The organism is Caballeronia zhejiangensis (genome assembly GCF_000698575.1).
Classification (GTDB): domain Bacteria; phylum Pseudomonadota; class Gammaproteobacteria; order Burkholderiales; family Burkholderiaceae; genus Caballeronia; species Caballeronia zhejiangensis.
In genome coordinates, this window is sequence record NZ_JFHD01000001.1 from 636,897 (window position 1) to 654,351 (window position 17,455).

The 17,455-nt window shown below is 63.3% G+C and carries 17 protein-coding genes and 1 pseudogene; 8 read left to right on the forward strand and 10 right to left on the reverse strand.

The features are described 5' to 3' along the window. Window positions 1–20: 20 nt before the first annotated feature. From BG60_RS02890 to BG60_RS02905, 4 genes are all read right to left on the reverse strand, one after another. On the reverse strand, window positions 21–1,418 hold the full coding sequence (locus tag BG60_RS02890) for an MmgE/PrpD family protein (RefSeq protein ID WP_008346892.1): 1,398 nt from the start codon (window positions 1,416–1,418) through the stop codon (window positions 21–23). Then, the gene (locus tag BG60_RS02895) at window positions 1,415–2,761 is read right to left on the reverse strand and encodes an MFS transporter (RefSeq protein WP_008346894.1); all 1,347 of its coding nucleotides are present in this window, start codon (window positions 2,759–2,761) and stop codon (window positions 1,415–1,417) included. The genes BG60_RS02890 and BG60_RS02895 overlap by 4 nt, the downstream gene beginning before the upstream one ends. A 174-nt stretch (window positions 2,762–2,935) precedes the next feature. Continuing rightward, window positions 2,936–3,439, reverse strand: a complete 504-nt coding sequence (locus BG60_RS02900) for a MaoC family dehydratase (RefSeq protein ID WP_008346896.1) — start codon at window positions 3,437–3,439, stop codon at window positions 2,936–2,938. 99 nt (window positions 3,440–3,538) lie between these two features. Next, entirely contained in the window at window positions 3,539–3,940 is a 402-nt protein-coding gene (locus BG60_RS02905; protein ID WP_008346898.1) for a hypothetical protein, read from the reverse strand. A 193-nt stretch (window positions 3,941–4,133) separates the two neighbouring features. Between BG60_RS02905 and BG60_RS02910 the strand changes: the two genes are divergently transcribed. The 3 genes from BG60_RS02910 to BG60_RS02920 all read left to right on the forward strand — a co-directional run bounded on the left by BG60_RS02910 (window position 4,134) and on the right by BG60_RS02920 (window position 7,583). Continuing rightward, the gene (locus tag BG60_RS02910; RefSeq protein ID WP_008346900.1) at window positions 4,134–5,171 is read left to right on the forward strand and encodes an amino acid ABC transporter substrate-binding protein; all 1,038 of its coding nucleotides are present in this window, start codon (window positions 4,134–4,136) and stop codon (window positions 5,169–5,171) included. 18 nt (window positions 5,172–5,189) lie between these two features. After that, window positions 5,190–6,530 (forward strand): ArsB/NhaD family transporter, encoded by a 1,341-nt coding sequence (locus tag BG60_RS02915; RefSeq protein WP_008346901.1) that lies wholly within the window; start codon window positions 5,190–5,192, stop codon window positions 6,528–6,530. Window positions 6,531–6,746: 216 nt separating this feature from the next. Beyond that, the gene (locus tag BG60_RS02920; RefSeq protein WP_008346903.1) at window positions 6,747–7,583 is read left to right on the forward strand and encodes a bifunctional allantoicase/(S)-ureidoglycine aminohydrolase; all 837 of its coding nucleotides are present in this window, start codon (window positions 6,747–6,749) and stop codon (window positions 7,581–7,583) included. 3 nt (window positions 7,584–7,586) lie between these two features. Here the strand turns inward: BG60_RS02920 and BG60_RS02925 are convergent, their stop codons facing one another. Beyond that, complete coding sequence (locus BG60_RS02925; protein WP_008346905.1) at window positions 7,587–8,786, reverse strand: amidohydrolase family protein; 1,200 nt, start codon at window positions 8,784–8,786, stop codon at window positions 7,587–7,589. 113 nt (window positions 8,787–8,899) lie between these two features. Between BG60_RS02925 and BG60_RS02930 the strand changes: the two genes are divergently transcribed. After that, the gene (locus tag BG60_RS02930) at window positions 8,900–9,781 is read left to right on the forward strand and encodes a LysR family transcriptional regulator (protein WP_008346906.1); all 882 of its coding nucleotides are present in this window, start codon (window positions 8,900–8,902) and stop codon (window positions 9,779–9,781) included. 46 nt (window positions 9,782–9,827) lie between these two features. Here BG60_RS02930 and BG60_RS02935 read toward each other — a convergent pair whose 3' ends face one another. After that, window positions 9,828–10,757 (reverse strand): LysR family transcriptional regulator, encoded by a 930-nt coding sequence (locus BG60_RS02935; protein WP_008346907.1) that lies wholly within the window; start codon window positions 10,755–10,757, stop codon window positions 9,828–9,830. Window positions 10,758–10,814: 57 nt separating this feature from the next. Beyond that, window positions 10,815–12,062 carry an MFS transporter gene (locus BG60_RS02940; protein WP_008346909.1) on the reverse strand — a complete coding sequence of 416 codons (1,248 nt, stop codon included), beginning with the start codon at window positions 12,060–12,062 and terminating at the stop codon, window positions 10,815–10,817. Between the two features lie 238 nt (window positions 12,063–12,300). Here BG60_RS02940 and BG60_RS02945 point away from each other — a divergent pair, with 238 nt between their 5' ends. Both BG60_RS02945 and BG60_RS02950 read left to right on the forward strand, forming a co-directional pair. Further along, complete coding sequence (locus tag BG60_RS02945) at window positions 12,301–12,597, forward strand: DUF4148 domain-containing protein (RefSeq protein WP_008346912.1); 297 nt, start codon at window positions 12,301–12,303, stop codon at window positions 12,595–12,597. Window positions 12,598–12,647: 50 nt separating this feature from the next. Continuing rightward, a complete protein-coding gene (locus BG60_RS02950; RefSeq protein WP_008346914.1) occupies window positions 12,648–13,046 on the forward strand; it encodes an FKBP-type peptidyl-prolyl cis-trans isomerase in 399 nt (132 codons plus the stop codon). Between the two features lie 36 nt (window positions 13,047–13,082). On the opposite strand, the pseudogene BG60_RS02955 reads toward BG60_RS02950, so the two are convergent. Next, a pseudogene (locus BG60_RS02955) lies at window positions 13,083–13,793 on the reverse strand (GNAT family N-acetyltransferase); the annotation flags it as partial. Window positions 13,794–13,886: 93 nt separating this feature from the next. Here BG60_RS02955 and BG60_RS02960 point away from each other — a divergent pair. Both BG60_RS02960 and BG60_RS02965 read left to right on the forward strand, forming a co-directional pair. Further along, the gene (locus BG60_RS02960) at window positions 13,887–14,105 is read left to right on the forward strand and encodes an ATP-binding protein (RefSeq protein ID WP_404989940.1); all 219 of its coding nucleotides are present in this window, start codon (window positions 13,887–13,889) and stop codon (window positions 14,103–14,105) included. Between the two features lie 64 nt (window positions 14,106–14,169). Beyond that, the gene (locus BG60_RS02965) at window positions 14,170–14,703 is read left to right on the forward strand and encodes an SRPBCC family protein (protein ID WP_008346919.1); all 534 of its coding nucleotides are present in this window, start codon (window positions 14,170–14,172) and stop codon (window positions 14,701–14,703) included. 72 nt (window positions 14,704–14,775) lie between these two features. Here BG60_RS02965 and BG60_RS02970 read toward each other — a convergent pair whose 3' ends face one another. Together BG60_RS02970 and BG60_RS02975 are read right to left on the reverse strand one after the other, a co-directional pair. Further along, a complete protein-coding gene (locus BG60_RS02970) occupies window positions 14,776–16,356 on the reverse strand; it encodes an isocitrate lyase (RefSeq protein ID WP_008346921.1) in 1,581 nt (526 codons plus the stop codon). A gap of 270 nt (window positions 16,357–16,626) precedes the next feature. Continuing rightward, window positions 16,627–17,436 (reverse strand): DeoR/GlpR family DNA-binding transcription regulator, encoded by an 810-nt coding sequence (locus tag BG60_RS02975; protein ID WP_008346923.1) that lies wholly within the window; start codon window positions 17,434–17,436, stop codon window positions 16,627–16,629. Window positions 17,437–17,455: the final 19 nt, after the last annotated feature.

Sequence of the window (17,455 nt, forward strand, 5' to 3'; positions counted from 1 at the left end):
CCTGTATTCGTGTGTACGTCTTATGCGAGCGCTTGCGCAAGCGTGCGCGCCGGTCGCGTGTCGAGCGAGAGCACCGCTTCGCAGATGCGCTCGGCGGCATCGCGCGAAACGTTGCGCTGCGCGTTGTCGAAGAACTTCGCGACGATGTCCTCATTCGTGAGCGGCCTGTCGGACGAGCCGCGATTGATCGACTCGCGATGCGTCAGCATGCGGCCGTCCCGCGTATGGACGATCACTTCGCCGGTGTAGTGACGCGGAAACGTCGAGTCCTGATCCGCTTGGTGCGTGACGCGGGCCGCGACGGCGCGCACGGTTTCATCGGCGAGCGCTTCGGCTTCGAGATCGTCGAGCGTGAAGCGGCCGCGCAACAACCCCGTCGCGACGATGTACGGAATGCTGAACTGCGCGTCATAGCTGTTCGACGGCCTTTGCTTCGGCGCGACCGGCTCGCACACGATGGGAATCGTCGGGCCGGGCACGCGCACGATCACACGCTCGATGTCGTCGGCTTGCAAACCATGTGCGCGATGAAGCGCGATGGCCGCATCCGACGAAGCATGCGTGAAGTGACACGCGGGAATCGGCTTCAACGCAACGCCGTCGATCTCCCATGTCTCGCCGAGGCCCGCCGTTGCGATATCGATATCGCCCGCTTCGAGCGGCGTCTTCATGTAAAGCGCATAGAGACCGAAGCGTCCTTCATAAGCCGCGCCCGGACCGATATAACCATGCTTCGCGAGCGTCGCCGAAGTCGCGCCCGCTACCGCCGCCCATCCCGGATGCAGACGCTTGGTCCACGCGCCGTCCTGCAGGAACTCGAGATTGCCCGATGCCATCGACAGCACGATGCCTTGCGCATGCTGCGCCGCTTCGATCGGCAGACCCAGAAGACGCGCCGCGCCGAGCGCGCATCCGAATGCGCCGACGAGTCCCGTCGGATGAAAGCCCGCGTGATGAAAGCCGCTCTTCGCCGCCGAGCCGACGCGCGTCGATACTTCCATCGCGCAGAGATACGCGGTGAGCAGATCCGCGCCGCTCGCGTTCTCGCGCTCGGCGAGATTGAACGCGACCGGAAACGCGCTCGCCGTCGAGTGGATCACGCCGCGTGCATGCGTGTCGTCGAAGTCGAGGCTGTGAATCAGAAGGCCGTTGAGCAGCATCGCATCGCGCAATGCGAGCTTCTGCGTGTGGCCGAACACCGTCGCTTCGCCGCTGCCGAGCTCCTGCATCGCGGCGAGCGTCGAGGTCGCGTACGGCAGTTTCAAGGTCGCATAAGCCAGGCCGATGCTGTCGAGAATCAGATGCTTCGCGCGCTCGCGCACGCTTTGCGGCACGTCGCTCAATTGCAGATGCGTCGAAAACGATGCAAGGCGTTGCGATACGGTTTGCGCCTGCTGCATGTCGTTGCGTGCGTTCATCGCGTGGCTCCCTGATGGTTGAGCGGCAGATCGTCTGCGTTGGCTTCTTCATCGGGCGAGACTTCTTCCAGCGAGAACTGGTTCGCATCCACGCCGAGACTCAGCACGGCGATCACGAGCAGGATCAGAACGCCCGCGACCATGCCGAGCACGCCGAACAGCCCGAGTTGCGCATACAGGATCACGGCGGCATACGACGTGAGCATCGACGCGATACGTCCGCACACGCCCGCCACGCCGGTGCCGCGCAGGCGCAGCGCGGTCGGGAAGAGCTCGGGCACGTAGCCGAAGAGACCCAGCGTGACGATGCCGAAGATGCAACTGACGAGCGTGAAGCCGACGATGGCGATCGCCGCGTTGGCCGTCATCTGCGGATAGACGAAGCCCAGCACGATCGCGATGACGCTATAGAACACGAGACCTTTCGCGCGTCCGAGGCGGTCGGCGGTGAGGTAGCCGAGCACTGCGCCGAACGGTGCGCCGAACGACATCAGCGTCGTGAAGCCGAGCGACGTGACAATATCGCGCCCTTCGTGGACGAAGAACGTCGGCAGCCACGCGACGAAGCCGTACACCGCGACGTTCACCGCGATCGCCGTCAATGCGGCCGTCAGCGTGCGTCCGATCATGCCGCGGCGAAACAGCGCCGACAGCGGCGCGCGCGGCACTTCGAGATTCTGCGTGCGCGCACAGTCGGGCAGCGGTCCCTTCTGATGCGCGACTTCCGCTTCGATCGCGCTCACGGTGTCCTCGGCTTCCTGCGTGCGTCCGACCGATTCGAGCCAGCGCGGCGATTCCGGCATGCGATGACGCAGCGCCCATACGATCACCGCGCCGATGCCCGCGATGCCGAACATCCAGCGCCAGCCGAGATGCGGAATCACCACGTAACCGACACTCGTCGCGAGCACGAGACCCGAATTGACGATGAGACCGAGCAGCGAAATCCAGCGTCCGCGATACGCGGGCGGAATGAACTCGCACAACGTGCCCGCCGCGACGACCAGCTCCGCGCCCAGCCCGATGCCCATGACGAAGCGCGCGCCGATCAGCCACTGGATATTCGGTGCGAACGCGGCGACGAAGGACATCAAACCGAAGAGCGCGAGATTGAACTGATACGACGAGCGGCGTCCGAAGCGATCGCCGAGATAGCCGGACAAGCCCGCGCCGATCACCATGCCGAAAAAGCCCGACGACACGAACAATGCGTTGAGCTGCATCGTCGAGAAACCCGCCTTGAGCATCGCGGCGGATACGCCGCCCGCGAGATAGACGTCGAACGCGTCGAGGCACGCGCCCGCGCTGATGAGGCCCAGAATCTTCCAGTGAAAACGCGACATCGGCAGCCGGTCCAGCCGGGCGCCCGAGCTAACGTAATGACTCACAGTTGTCTCCAGTACTGTGACGATGAACCGTCTCGCCGCCGTGCGCCGATGCATCGATGCAATCGAACGGTCTTGTATGCGAAACGGAAACGGGACGCCGGCGCGCGACAACGCCGGCGATATGTGCGGTCAGTCTTCGGCGGTGCCGTGGCCGCGCTTGGCGATCAGCGCGGTACGGATGAAATCCATGACGGGCTTGCCGTCCTGATTGAACGCGCGCGTGTGCACCGTGACGATGCCCTGCGTCGGGCGCGATTTCGATTCGCGCACTTCGAGCACTTCCGACTCCGCATAAAGCGTATCGCCCGCAAAAACAGGGCCCGTCAGGCGAATTTCCTTCCAGCCGAGATTGGCGATGGCCTTGCCGCTCACGTCGTTCACCGACATGCCGAGCACGATCGCGACCGTGAGGCCGCTGCTCACGAGAAGCTTGCCGAACTCGCTCTTCGAGGCGTGATGCGCGTCGCAGTGCATCGGATGAAAGTTCATCGTCAGCAGCGAGAACTGAATGTTGTCCGCGTCTGTGATCGTGCGGCCCGGGCGATGCTCGTATATATCGCCGACTGTGAAATCCTCCAGATAACGGCCGTAACTCGCCCGATATCGCTGCTTGCCTACTCTGTCCGAATGCATTGCGTCATGCCTCCTGTCTTAAACATCACTTTGTACGGACAAAGTATCAGGCGCAGCGCAGCCGACGTCAAGCAGGAATGGATTGCGGTAAACCCTCGCTTACTTAGCGGGGCTGGCGGGCGGCGGCGGCGGGCACTGCATGTCCGCGCCTTTCGCGCCATCGAGATTCTTCAGCGATACGAGCAGCCTGCTTCCCGTGTTCGCCGTGATGATGTGCCCGTAACTGACGGTCGGGATGAACTTGATATCGGGCGCGACGGCGACGGGCGGAGTCTGCGCGCCATCGACGGTCAGATCGAGTTCGACGGTGATCGAATCGATCGCCACGCCGTAGTTCTGCTTGCGCTCGGCCTGCGTCTTCCGGAAGTTGCACACGCCATCGAGGACGTTCTGAAGCGCCGTGGGTATGTCCACCGATTTGCCCGGCGGAATCGGCGGCGTGTTGCACGCGGCGAGAAGGATCGGCAACGCAAGAACCGGCAGCGAGACGAAGGCGCGCATCGAATTCTCCCAGCCCCTGGCGGGGCAACAGTATCCGGTAAATGACCGCTTGAACTGAATCCGTTTTCGTCTACAACCTTATTGTCACGTGTCTCTTCGAACGGGTAGAAACAAGCAATATCACACGCTCGCCTTTCGAGCATGAACTGCGTGGCAATACGCCGTGAACGGAAGTCTTCAACAAGAGAAGACGATGGCAAACGCATCGGGGAGATTCATCGCGATCGTCGGCGCCGTGCTGCTCGCGCTGCTGACATCGGGCGCGCCCGTCCTCGCGGCGGGATCGGACACGCTCGCGCAAGTCAAGGCGCGCGGCGTTCTGCGATGCGGCGTCAGCGACGGCATCGCGGGCTTTTCACAGCAGGATGCGTCCGGACACTGGTCGGGCATCGACGCGGACTTCTGCCGCGCGGTGGCCGCCGCGACGCTCGGCGACGCGAACAAGGTCGCCTTCGTTCCACTCAGGACGTCCGCGCGTTTTCCGGCGCTCAGGACGGGCCGCGTCGATCTGCTCGCGCGCAACACGACCTGGACGCTGCTGCGCGAAGGCACGCTCGCCGTGCAGTTCGCGGGCGTGCTGTTCTATGACGCTCAGGCGTTCATGGTGCCGGCGAAGAGCGGCATTCGCACGCTCGCGTCGCTCAGGGGCGCCACGGTCTGCGTGCAACGCGAGACCACGAGCGAAAGCAATCTCGCCGGCTATTCGAATGCGAACGCGCTCGACCTGAAGCCGCTCGTGCTCGGCTCGGTGACGGAACTGGAGCACGCGTTCGTCTCCGGCCGATGCGGCGCCGTGACCGCCGATACCTCCCTGCTCGCCACGCTGCGCAGCCGCGCGCCGGGCGGCCCGTCGTCCATGACGATCCTGACCGAGCGAATCTCGAAGCAGCCGCACGCGCCCGCCGTGCGCGGCGACGATCACCGCTGGCTCGTCATCGTCCGCTGGGTGCTCTTCACGCTCATCACCGCCGAAGAAGTCGGCGTGACGCGGAGCAACGAAGCGGAGCGCGTCCGCGATCCGATCGTGGCCCGCGCGCTCGTGCCGGATGCGAGCGTCACCGCGACGCTCGGCATCGACCCCGGCTGGACGATTCGTGCGCTGAAAAGCGCCGGCAATTACGGAGAAATGTTCGACCGCAATCTCGGCACCGGAAGTCCGCTCAAACTCGAACGCGGACTGAACGAACTCTACCGACGCGGCGGCCTGATGTACGCGCCGCCGATGCAATAGCGCCCGCGCGAGCCCATCATGAGCGATTGGCAAATCTATCTCGTAGTCGGCGTGTTCTCGGCGGTGATCCTCGTGATCGCCTTCGATCTGATCGACATGGCCGTCGCCGCGCTCGTCGGTGCAAGCGTGCTGATCGCGCTCGGCATCATCGACGAGCAGGATCTGATCGCGACCGCGCGCACCGCGGCAGGACCGATCAGCCTGCTGTTCGGCGGCATGATCGTCGCGCGGATTCTTTCGACGACGGGTCTCTTCGATCTCGTCGGCGAATACTATCTGCGCGCGACGGCGGGCAGCGGCAAGCGCTTCCTGCTTCTCTTGATCGTGATCGTCGCGCCGCTATGCGCCTTGCTTCCCAACGCGACGACGGTGATCCTGCTCGCGCCGATCATCGTTCGCGTCGCGCGCGCGCTCGAACTCGATATCGTGCCGCCGCTGATCCTCACCGCCCTGCTCAGCAACGCCGCCGGCCTGCTGACGCTCGTCGGCGATCCGGCGACGTTTCTCGTCGGCAGTTCGATCGGCATGAGCTTCGGCGAGTATCTGCGGCGCGCGAGCCTCGGTGGTCTGCTCGCGATCATCGTCGTGATTCCGCTCTTGCCGATCCTCATGCGCGGCATCTGGCGCAGCGTCACGCCGCTACCGCCGCGCAGCCCGGGAACGAAGCTCAAGCGGCCCGTGTACGCGGCGCTCGCCGTCGTCGTGCTCGCGCTGATGATGGTCCTCTTCGTGCTCGGCGAAGAGTTGCCGACGCGCATCGTGCCACCCGTCGTCGCCGTGATCGCGAGTGCGCTCGCGCTGCTCGTCGCGTATGCGTTCAGGGTCGAGCCGACCGATCGCGTGCTGCGCGACGTCGACTGGAAGACGCTGCTGTTCCTCACCTGCATTTTCTGTCTCGTGCAGGGCATGGCCAAGACGGGACTGCTGCAAGTCATGTCGCTCAAGCTGTATGAAGTGTTCGGCACGCGACTCGCGCTCGTCGCGCTCGCGATGATCGGCGGCATCGGCCTGCTCTCTTCCGTGCTCGCGAACGTGCCGGTCGCGGCTGCGTCGATCGTGATGGTCAAGGGCTATCTCGTCACGGCGGAATTCGTGCCGGAGGCCGCGCTCTCCGACCAGTTCACGCAGTGGCCCGACGCGGTGATTCCGGTCTTCATCGGCATGATGTACGGCGCGACGCTCGGCGGCAACGCGACGCTCGTCGGCTCGGCGGCGAACATCGTGGCAGCGGGAATCTGCGCGCAGGAAGGCGCGCCGGTCAGCTTCGGGCGCTTTCTGCGCTATGGATTGCCGTTCACCTTATGTCAGCTTGCGATCACGGCGGTGTATGTGATCGTGCTCGGGCATGTTCTTCGCTGATCTTCGTAAGCGTCTGCATAAAGAATCGTTCGCTGCCCCATTCAGGAAATGGATACCCTGCATTCGAACATTTAATTTGTCGATAGCGCGCATCTCCGATATTTTGTATGTGTTCTGCCGGGTAAATTCGTCGCGCCTGTCATTCGCGTCCGGGAAAGCCGGACGACCAAGGCGTCGAAATCACGACGACGGCGTGAACCTAACGGAGACTTTCGTATGTCAAGCAACACGTACTACGCGCCGCACGGCGGTCATCCATCGCAGACCGAGCTGCTCACCGATCGCGCGATGTTCACTGAAGCGTATGCCGTCATTCCCAAAGGCGTGATGCGCGATATCGTCACGAGTCATCTGCCGTTCTGGGACAAGACGCGTCTCTGGGTGCTCGCGCGTCCGCTTACCGGATTCGCCGAGACGTTCTCGCAATACATCATGGAAGTGGCGCCGGGCGGCGGCAGCGAAAAGCCCGAACAGGACCCGAATGCCGAAGGCGTGCTGTTCGTCGTCGAAGGCGAGATCGAACTGACTTTGCAAGGCACCTTGCATGTTCTGAAGACAGGCGGGTATGCGTTCATTCCGCCCGGCACGAACTGGCAGTTGCGCAATCGTCATAAGGATGCGGCGCGTTTTCACTGGGTTCGCAAGCACTATGAAGCCGTCGATGGCGTGCCGCTTCCCGAAGCGTTCGTCACGAACGAGCAGGACATCGAGCCGATTCCGATGCCGGGCACCGAAGGCCGCTGGGTGACGACGCGTTTCGTCGATACCAGCGACATGCGTCACGACATGCACGTCAACATCGTTACGTTCCAGCCGGGCGGCGTGATTCCGTTCGCAGAAACGCACGTGATGGAGCACGGCCTGTATGTGCTCGAAGGCAAGGCGGTGTATCGGCTGAATCAGGACTGGGTCGAAGTCGAAGCCGGCGACTTCATGTGGCTGCGCGCATTCTGTCCGCAAGCCTGTTATGCGGGCGGACCGAGCCGCTTCCGCTATCTGCTGTACAAGGACGTGAACCGCCATATGAAGCTGACGCTCAACGCACCGCGTTGAGCGTCATGCGCGAGGCGGCGTCAGCACGCCGTCGCGCGCGACGATACGTCCGTTCGCAACGACGAGCTTGCGCACGGGCCGCGTCACGACCGCATGGGCGACGGTCTCGGCATCGACGAGCACGAGATCCGCGCGCGCGCCCACGCGCAGGCCGTAGTCCGCGAAACCGCAGCCGCGCGCTGCCGCATCGCTCACGCAATCGAACGCGATCGTGAGATCGTCGTCGCGCCGCAAGTCGTAGCGCATGCCGATCAGCATCGCGCGTTCGAGCATGTCGGGCACGCCGTACGGCGTCCATGTATCGCGGATGCCGTCGTTGCCGCCGAACATCGTGATGCCCTTCTCGCGGCATAGCTTGAGCGGCGGCACCGTGCACGAAGGCGGCGCGCTCGTCAGCAGCGCCACGCGCAAATCAGCGATGCGATCGAGCAGCACATCGCGCTCGCGCTCCGGCAGCGCGCCAAGACAAAAGCCGTGACTGACGACGACCTGTCCCTGCATGCCCGACGCTTGCACGCGATCCAGCAGCAGTTTCAGCGTGAACGCGCCGATCTCGCCCGGTTCGTGCAGATGGATGTCGATCGGCTTGCGATAGCGTTGCGCGAGCGCCAAGGTCGCGTTCAACGATGCGACCGGATCGCCGTCGATCAACGCGGGATCGAGCGCGCCGAGCACATCGGCGCCTTCTGCGAGCGCTTCGCCGAGCAGCTCGACGGTGCCCGGACGAATCAGCATGCCCGACTGCGGAAACGCGACGATCTGCATGTCGAGCGTATCGCGCATCGTCTGCCGTGTTGCGAGTACGCCTTCGAGATGGCGCAGGCGTGCGTCGGTGTCGATATCGACGTGCGTGCGCAGACGCGTCGTGCCCGCAGCCACGAATGCACGCGACAGCGCGAGCGATTGCGCGGCCGCATCGTGTCCCGATGTCCTGCGCCATTCGCGTTCGTTGCCGATGCGATCGGTGAGCAGCGGGCCGACTTCGTTGCGATACCACGGACGCCCCCAGTTGCTCTTATCGACATGCGTATGACCTTCGACGAAGCCCGGCAGCAGCAACGCGCCGCCGCCGTCTTCGATCTGCGCATCGCGTGGGGCGGCGGCATCTGCGCCGAGCGCGTCGATACGACCATCGACGATGGATACGGAAACCTGTTGGCCATCGGCCAGGCGGACATTGCAGAGATAGAGAGAACGAGTCATGTCGGCGATATCGGTAAGCGGACGCACTGCCCTACCGGAACACTATCACGCGATTGCCAGCGCCCTTCGCGCGTGATAGAAGTCGATGTCCCATTCGAAGATCCATCGGGTCGATGAAACACCTTCCCAACGCACGCACGCCGCTGTTCGACCTCGACTTGTTGAAGGCCATCGTCATGGTGGCCGATTGCGGCACCTTCACCGCCGCATCCGCGCGGCTTCATTCGACGCAATCGACGATCAGCCAGAAGGTGCGCCGGCTCGAGGACATGGCGGGGCACAAGCTGCTCGAACGCGGCAGCGGCGATGTTCGCCCGACCGACGCCGGTGAAACCCTGCTCGCCTACGCGCGCCGCATGCTCGCGCTCAACGACGAAATGATCGAGGCGCTATCGGGCGCGAACGTCGGCGTGACGGTCCGGCTCGGCGTGCCGGAAGACTTCGTCGGCGGACCGACGACGCACATGCTCGCGGCCTTCAATCGCAAGCATCCGCAAGTGAAGCTCGAAGTGACGAGCGGACTGGTCCGCGATCTGAGCAACAGCTACGATCGCGGCGATCTCGATCTCGTCCTCGTGAAGCAGCGGCGCAATAGCCGCGAAGCCGTCGCGACATGGCCCGAGCAATTGCGATGGATCGACAGCGCGACGAATCCGTCGATTCAACTCGATCCGATTCCGCTCGTCGCGTTTCCGCCGCGCGGGCTGTATCGCGACGACATGACCCATGCGATCGAAAGCATCGGCCGACGCTGGCGGCTCGCGTTCATCTGTTCGAGTCTGAGCGGCATCCAGGCGGCCGTCGCCGATGGTCTGGGCATCAGCCTGCTTCCGGCGCGCGCCGTATCGCCGGATCACGTCGTGCTGACAGCGAAAAGCGGCTTGCCCGCCATCGAGACAATGGATATCGCGCTGCTGCATCACCCGACTGCCGATGCCGTTGTGAAGGAACTCGCGCGGGCCTTGTCGCGCATGTTCGGGCCGCAGCGTCGTTGAGCGCGTTGTTCAAGGGACGGGCGCGAAAGGACAGTTAGTTGCATGGCTAACTAACCCATCCTCGTTCGATGAGCGGCACGTCCCACGCCGGCTCCGGACCCAGCCGCTCGGCGAGAAATTCGACCAGCGCTTTCACCTTGAGCCCTTGCCGCTGCGTCGCGGGATAGACGGCTGCGAAGTTCATCGGAGAGAGCGCGTAGTCCGGCAGAATCGGCACGAGCGAGCCATTGAGCAGCGACGCGCTCGCGACGAGCGTCGGCAGGCACACCACGCCGCCGCCCGTCAGCGCGTAGTCGTGCAGCAAGTGCACCGAATTCGAACGCACGATGCCCGGCAGTTCTATTTCGACGACCTCGCTGCCGCGCGTCATCGTCCAGCGATTGCGCGACGGATAGCCCGAGTAAAGCGCCGTCCTGTGATCGAGCAGTTCGCGCGGATGCCGGGGCGCGCCATGTTCGTTCACGTAGGAAGGCGCGGCGCAAAAGAGCCGCCGGACGGTGAAGAGACGCCGCTCGATCAGCGATTCGGAGATCGCCGGAAAGATCTGGAACGCGACGTCGAAGCCCTCTTCGATCGGATCGACGACACGGTCGTTGACGATCACGTCGAGCTGGATGCCGGGATACCGTCGATTGAATTCGGCCAGCGATGCGCCGAAGTGACCCAGCGCGAAGCCCGGCAACATCTGAATGCGCAGCCGCCCGGTCGGTGTCGCGCGCAACTCGCGCATCTGGTCGGTCAGTTCGTTGACGCGCCCCACCACTTCCGCGCAGTCCCGATAGAACGCCTCGCCGACATCGGATAGCCTGACGTGCCGCGTGCTGCGATGAAACAGCGGCACATTGAGGAATTTCTCCAACTGCTGAATGCGCGTGGTGACGACCGAACTGGCGACGCCGAGCTGCCGCGCCGCTTCCGCGAAGCTGCTGGTCTCCGCCACGCGCACGAAGGCCTCTATGCTGAGAAAACGATCCATGCTGGTCCCTTTCGAGCGTGTCCAGCATGTCAGTGTATCCGCAGCGCGCGTATGCGCTTACTCGGGCTGCTCGCCTCCGACGAGCCCCACGCCGCGCGCTTTTCCGCGCACGCGGGCGGGCGCGGTCTCTTCGAGCAGCAGGCTCACGCCGATGCCCAGAATCACCGCGCAAATCGGGAGCCAGAGAATATTCTGGATTCCGAATCGTGTAGCGACGAAACCCGCGATCGCGGGCGCCACGCCGCCGCCGAAGATCTCGCCCGCGCCGACGACGATGCCGATCGCCGTCGACACCATGCCGATCGGCGCCGCTTCCGTCGCGACCGGCCCTGACAGCAGCGAAACGAGGCCGAGCGTGAAGAACGACGCCACGAACAGCACGATGAACAGAACGAGCGGCTGCGCCCCGACGCCGCGAAACACGTACAGCATGACGGCCGTGCCCGCGAAACCGGCGATGCTCGCAAGCCGCCGTCCGACGAGATCGGAGAGTCCCGGCAACGCGAACTGGCCGACGAATCCGCCAAAGCCAATCGCCGATACGACGATGCCCATGCGCTGCGTGTCGAGCGCGAGATAGTCGGTGAGGTAAAGCGGCAGCATCGCGCCGAGCACGAAGACGCCCGTCATCGCGCAGAAGAGCGCGACCATCGCGACGGGAATGTTGCGGCTCTTCAGCACGTCGCGCCAGTTGCCCTTCGCGGCCTGCTGTTGCGCAGGCGCCGACGCCGGTTCGCGAATCACGAAGAACATCAGCACGCCGAGTATCAAGCCGGGAATGGACACGAGCGCGAACACCCAGCGCCACGACACGACGTTGAGCAGTTGCGTCGCGATGATCGGCGAAAGCGCAAGCCCGAAGAGCGCGAATCCGCTTTGCTGCAGCCCGAGATTGAAGCCGCGCCGCTTCGGATGCGAGGCGTCGGCGGTCGCGGCGAAACTCGTCGGACAGAACGAGCCTTCGGCGACGCCCATCAGCGAGCGCACGGCGAGCAGGCTGGCGAGGCCGCCCGCGACGCCCGAAAATCCGGATAGCAGCGAAAACGCGATGATCGCGGGAATCAGCACTTTGCGACGTCCGATCTTGTCGGAGATGCCGCCCATCAGCGCGGCGAACACGCCCCACGACAGCCCCAGTATGCCGATGCAGTTGCCGACATCCTGCGCGGTGAGATGCAGGTCCTTCATCATTGCCGGAAAGAGCGGCGCGATCAGCCATCGATCGAGGCCGACAAGGCCGAATCCGAGCGCAAGCAGCGTCACGGCTTTCCATTCGTAGGACGTATCCCACCGGTTCGAGGTCATCTTTGTCTCCTGAGTCAGAATCGCGCGCCGCGTGGTTGAAATGCGGCATCGTCGACGCAACAGAGGGTGACTCAGACGCGCTTCGAAAAGAACGGGCGAACCGCCGAATGCGTCATTCGCGATTCGCAAACAATGGCGCGGCTGCAGCGCTCGCCGGGCTGCGCGAAGCAGTTCGAGCGGATTTCCGCTCAACTAGGGATACTTCCGATAGACGCCCCGAACCGGAGGAAAACGCAACATGAAAACACTATCGATGATCCCGGCGCTCGCCATTGCGCTCGCCGGTTGTGCCGCAGGCGGCTCGCAGCCAGGCGCGCCGAATCTGAGCGCTGCGCAATGCCGCGATCTCACCGCGCTCAGAAACCACGCGCCGCTGACGCGCGAGCGCAATCTGAGCGAACTGGCCGCGCTCGAACGAGCGGGCTACGTTCCGTCGAAATTTTTCGACCCGTACTATCCCGACGATCTGCATGCGGCGCAACGTCAGGTCGATATCTGGTACCGGACGGAATGCCCGGAGGCGCGGACGAATTGAGGCCAAAGGGCTGTCGATATAATGGCCCTTCCGTTCAACGAGGTTATCGCATGAAATCAGTCATCGCTCTGCTCGCCGCATCCGCCATCGCAACCACCGCGTTCGCCGCCAACACCACCGAGAAGCTGCCGTCGGGTGTCGTCGTCGAGCACCTCAAGCAAGGCACCGGCGCGCAACCCACCGCCGACGACACCGTGAGCGTCAACTATCGCGGCACGCTCGCCGACGGCACCGAATTCGACAGCTCGAGCAAGCACGGCGGCCCCGCGACCTTCCCGCTCAACCGCGTGATTCCGTGCTGGACGCAAGGCGTGCAGAAGATCAAGGTCGGCGGCAAGGCGAAGCTGACCTGCCCGGCCGCAACCGCCTACGGCAGCCGCGGCGTCGGCACGATTCCGCCGAACAGCGACCTGACGTTCGAAGTCGAACTGCTCGAGATCAAGAAGTAATCGAAGCACGCGCAATCGCGGACGATGCGCTTTCTAAGCGGCCTCGTCCCGCAATTGCGCGAGCGATGCACGCTGCCTGCCGTTCACGTCGAAGTTATCGTCGGCGAGCCAGCGTTCGAAGCCGCGCCGGATGCGCGGCCAGTCCTTATCGATGATCGCGTACCACGCCGTATCGCGATTGCGTCCCTTGTAGACGATCGCCTGCCTGAAGATGCCTTCGAACTCGAAGCCGAGCCGAAGCGCCGTCTTGCGCGAAGGCGCGTTCAGGCTGTCGCACTTCCATTCGTAGCGCCTGTAGCCCAAATCGTCGAAAACATGGCGCATCAGCAGATATTGCGCTTCCGTCGATATGCGCGTCTGCTTGAGCAGGGGCGAGAACGTGACGCTGCCCATTTCGATGACGCCATGCACAGGCTCGATCCGCATCAGCGCGAGCGTGCCGACCGCCTTGCCGCTCGCCGAATCGATGACCGTGTAATGCAGCGGATCGGCGGACGCGGCGGCTTTCGCCAGATAGTCGCGAAAGGTTTCGAAATCCGCGAACGGCCCGACGAAAAGATAAGTCCAGTCGCTGCCGTCCGGTGCGCGGCCGTAGGCATCGAAGAGATCGGCCGCGTGGCGATCCAAGTCGAGCGGCTCGATGCGGCAATGCCTGCCGTCGATGCCGATGCGCGCCGGGCGCTCACGCGTTTTCCAGTCCGTTACCGCTTCGCCGATCGGCTGCTGATATTCGTTGGTTCTCGTCATGCGTGAAGCGCTCCGTTGCGTGAAAGGGCAACTCGCAGTCTAAAAGCTCGGCCATCGAAAATCGAGCGATTCTGAAATTTCGGAATGCGGCGCGTGCCGCGAACCTCGCCTTCGGAAAACTTCGCGCATCTGTTCGATCCGCTCGTCACGACCAAGCCGCGCGGACACGGACCCGGCCTCGGGCTCGCGATCACGTCGCCCATCGTCGACGGATTCGGCGCGCGGATCGCGGCTGTCAATCGCGAAGAAGGTGGCGCACAATTCACCATCGCATTGGTGGCGGCGAACGGCCGGAGCATCGACAGTGCATGAAAGCATGAACGTTTCGACGCGCTGGACACGGTCATCGAGGAACTCGAACGCAAGGAGAAACGTGATGGTCGCAAGCAGAGAAAATGAGTCCGCCCGCACGAACAACCGCACGAGCAACCGCACCGCATCGGAGCGCAAGTCCGAGCGCGAGATGGTCATCACGCGAATCTTCGACGCGCCGCCGCGGCTCGTGTTCGAAGCGTGGACCACGCCCGAGCTTTTCCGGCAATGGTGGGTACCGAAGTCGAGCGGTGCGACCCTGCTCTCGTGCGAACAGGACGTGCGTGTCGGCGGGCGCTATCGGCTGGCGTTCGCTCATCCCGAGGCATCGGCGCCCATGGCGTTCTTCGGCAGATACCTCGACGTGGTTCCGGATGCGCGCCTCGTCTGGACCAACGAGGAAAGCGACGATGGCGCCGTCACGACCGTGACCTTCGAAGAGAAGGATGGCAAGACGCTGCTCGTGATGCACGAGCTGTATCCGTCGAAGGAAGCGCTCGACGTCGCCATCGAGGGAATGGACGAAGCAATGCCCGAAACGTTCGAGCAACTGGACGAATTCCTGATTCAGCGCGGCGCGTTCCCCGGTAGGTCTTGATGAACGCAAATATGGCCCGATCAGCGCAAGCCGATCGGGCCATTTGTCATTTCGCGTGAAGTACGAGCGCGATCAGAACTGGTTCATCGTGTTGTCTTTCCCCGCCGCCTTCAAAGCCGCTTCGCCGCTGAAATACTCCTTGTGATCGTCGCCGATGTCCGAGCCGGACATGTTCTGGTGCTTCACGCACGCGATGCCCTGACGGATTTCCTTGCGCTGCACGCCCGCCACATAACCCAGCATGCCCTGGTCGCCGAAGTATTCCTTGGCGAGATTGTCGGTCGACAGCGCGGCCGTGTGATACGTCGGCAGCGTGATCAGATGATGGAAGATGCCCGCTTCGCGCGACGCGTCGGCCTGGAAGGTGCGGATCTTTTCATCGGCGAGCTGCGCGAGTTCGGTCTGATCGTATTCCACGCTCATCAACTGGGCGCGGTCGTAGGCCGAAACATCCTTGCCCGCGGCCTTCATCGCGTCGTACGCCTGCTGGCGGAAGTTCAGCGTCCAGTTGAACGACGGGCTGTTGTTGTACACCAGCTTGGCGTTCGGAATGACCTTGCGGATCTCGCTGACCATGCCGCCGATCTGCGCGATATGCGGTTTCTCGGTTTCGATCCACAGCAGGTCGGCGCCGTTCTGCAGCGCGGTGACGCAATCCAGCACGCAGCGCGCCTCGCCCGAGCCGGCACGGAACTGGAACAGGTTGCTCGGCAGGCGCTTGGGACGCAGCAGCTTGCCGTCACGCTTGATGATGACGTCGCCATTGCCCAGTTCGTCCGCCGTCAGTTCTTCGCAATCGAGGAACGAATTGTATTGATCGCCCAGGTCGCCCGGTGTGCGCGTCACGGCAATCTGCTTGGTGAGGCCCGCGCCGAGCGAATCGGTACGCGCCACGATGATGCCGTCGTCGACACCGAGTTCCAGGAACGCGTAACGGATCGCGCGAATCTTGGCGAGGAAATCCTCGTGCGGCACGGTGACTTTCCCGTCCTGGTGACCGCACTGCTTCTCGTCGGACACCTGATTTTCGATCTGGATGCAGCACGCGCCCGCTTCGATGAACTGCTTGGCAAGCAGATACGTCGCTTCCGCGTTGCCGAAACCCGCGTCGATGTCGGCGATGATCGGCACGACGTGCGTCACGTGGTTGTCGATCTTTTCCTGAATGGCGGCCTTGGCAGCGCCTTCGGCCGCATCGAGCTGACGGAACAGGCCGCCCAACTCACGCGCGTCGGCCTGGCGCAGGAACGTGTACAACTCGCGGATCAGCGCGCTGACCGAGGTTTTTTCGTGCATCGACTGATCCGGCAGCGGACCGAACTCGGAGCGCAGCGCGGCGACCATCCAGCCGGACAGATAAAGGTAACGGCGCTCGGTGCTGTTGAAGTGCTTCTTGATGGAGATCATCTTCTGCTGGCCGATGAATCCGTGCCAGCAACCGAGCGACTGCGTGTACTTCGACGGGTCGGCGTCGTAGGCGGCCATGTCGGCACGCATGATTTTCGCCGTGTACTTCGCGATGTCGAGGCCCGTCTTGAACTTGTTCTGCGCACGCATGCGCGCGGCATATTCGGGATTGATGGCACTCCACGCGCTGCCGTGATTCTCTTTCAAACCGGCAACTGCCTTGATGTCGTCTTGATACTGGGCCATGTGACTCTCCTAAGAACAAAGCGCGTTAGATGAATAGTCGAAGCGAAACCGCATGACTACATGGTAACGCCCTTTCTTTGCTGGCGAGCCAAGTCTTATATAAGACACAAGACAGTATTTATCGTTTTAAATCAACGAGATGGCCGATCGTTTTTGCGATGCAAAACACGCTTTCAAGCCGCGAAAAGTCGAAGCGCCGCACGCGCGACGCGTGTCCCGCGATGTGAAACGCGCTTTCGAAAAATGGATGCGTGCGGCGAGCCGCCGGGATCACTCGACTGCGGCCAGCGCCAGATCGATTCCCGATTGACGGATGCCCGTTGCGGCAGCCGGGGCGAGGCCATCGTCGGTGATGACCTGATCGAAGCTTTCGAGACTCGCTACCTTGTATAGCCCGACCGTTCCGTATTTCGAACTCGCGACCGTGAGCACGTTGCGCGAGGCGGCTTCCATCGCAGCGAGCTTGACTTCGACTTTCGGCGCGGAAGGCGTGGTCACGCCACGGCGCAAGTCCCACGAACTCGCCGAGATGAACGCGACGTCGAGCACGACCTGGCGCAGCGTCGCCGCCGCGAGCGTGCCGACGCTCGACAGGTTCCGGTGATCGAGCTGTCCGCCGATGTGTATGACGTTCACATGCGTCGCGCTGGCGAGTTCGCGCACGATCTGGAAGTCGTTGGTCACGACCGTCATGTCCGACAGCTCGACGATATGCGGCACGAACGACAGCATGGTCGTGCCGGCATCGAGATAGATCGACATGCCGGAGCGCAGACCTTCTGCGGCGCGGCGCGCGATGGCCTGCTTCTGCGGCTGTTCGACGACCGCCTTCGACTGATGGCTCGGCTCGCTGTTCAGATGACTCGCGATCCGCACGCCGCCCGGCACCGTATAGACGAATCCGGCTTCCTCGAGTGCGGCGATATCGCGCCGCACCGTCATGTGCGAACAGTTGAACGATTCCATCAGCTGATGCACCGACAGCACCTTGTCCCGGCGCAACTGGCGCAGCATGGCCTCGCGCCGCTGATCGGGAATCAGCGGGACATCGGATGCATCGGGTTTGGCCTGGCTCGACATGAGAAAACCTTCATTAAGC